Consider the following 1,110-nt stretch of genomic DNA (forward strand, 5'->3'; position numbering starts at 1 on the left):
GGTCCGCGAGTCCGCGCGCAAGATGTCCAGAATTTCCCGGTCGACGGCGTCCATGCTGGACAGTCTGCCACCTCGCGCGGCTGAGTGGAGGGCCAAACGTCTGACCCTGCTCGTCATCTGGTGGACTGCGTCACACAATGGAGGCATGTTTGAGGAAGCGCAGACCTTTGCCCCGGTGACGACCGACGAGGACGGATCCCTCAAGGTCCACCTGGGCGCCGACCACCCCGGGTTCGCCGACGCGGAGTACCGCGCCCGCCGCGACGCCCTCGCGACGCTGGCCAACGCCTGGCGTCCGGGCACCCCGTGCCCCACCGCCGAGTACACCGACGCCGAGCACAAGGTGTGGCGCGTCGTGAGCGAAGCGCTCGTCACCAAGCACCGCGCCTACGCCTGCCGCGAGTTCCTCGACGGCAAGGAGTCCCTCGGCCTGCCGATCGACCGCATCCCGCAGCTGGCCGAGGTCAGCGACTGGCTCGCCCCGCTGACCGGCTGGCGCTACGCCCCCGCCGCCGGGCTCGTCCCGCTGCGCGAGTTCTACGGCTCGCTCGCCGACAAGTCCTTCTGGTCCACCCAGTACGTCCGCCACCACTCGGTGCCGCTCTACACGCCCGAGCCCGACGTCCTGCACGAGGTCGTCGGCCACGGCAACACCCTCGCCAACCCGCGCTTCACCGCGCTCTACGAGCTCGCCGGCCAGGCCTCCCGACGCGTGCGCACCACCGAGGCGCTCGAGTTCGTCAGCAAGGTCTTCTGGTTCACCCTCGAGTTCGGCATCCTCTGGGAGGGCAGCGACCTCAAGACGTACGGCGCCGGCATCCTCTCCTCCCCCGGCGAGATCGAGGCGTTCCGCGGCATGGACATCCGCCCGCTCGACATCGCCGACATGGGCAGCACGTCCTACGACATCACCGACTACCAGAACGTCCTGTACGTCGCGGACTCGTTCACCCAGGTCGAGGACGTCGTGGGCGGCTTCTGGGCCGACTGCACCGATGAGTCGATCGCCCGGCTGATGGCTAGGACGCCCGCCCGCGCCTGACTCCATCGCACCTGACGAACCTGCTGCGAGTTCCAGGTTTTGACGACACGTTCGTCAGGTACGACGGC

The 1,110-nt window shown here is 68.7% G+C and carries 1 protein-coding gene; it reads left to right on the plus strand.

Annotation, left to right across the window (positions count from 1 at the left end; translation table 11 throughout):
• Positions 1-145 precede the first annotated feature (145 nt).
• Entirely contained in the window at positions 146-1,042 is an 897-nt protein-coding gene (locus tag ACOADB_RS24475) for a phenylalanine 4-monooxygenase (protein ID WP_378604985.1), read from the plus strand.
• Positions 1,043-1,110: the final 68 nt, after the last annotated feature.

The organism is Nocardioides sp. CPCC 206348 (assembly GCF_048654705.1).
Classification (GTDB): domain Bacteria; phylum Actinomycetota; class Actinomycetes; order Propionibacteriales; family Nocardioidaceae; genus Nocardioides.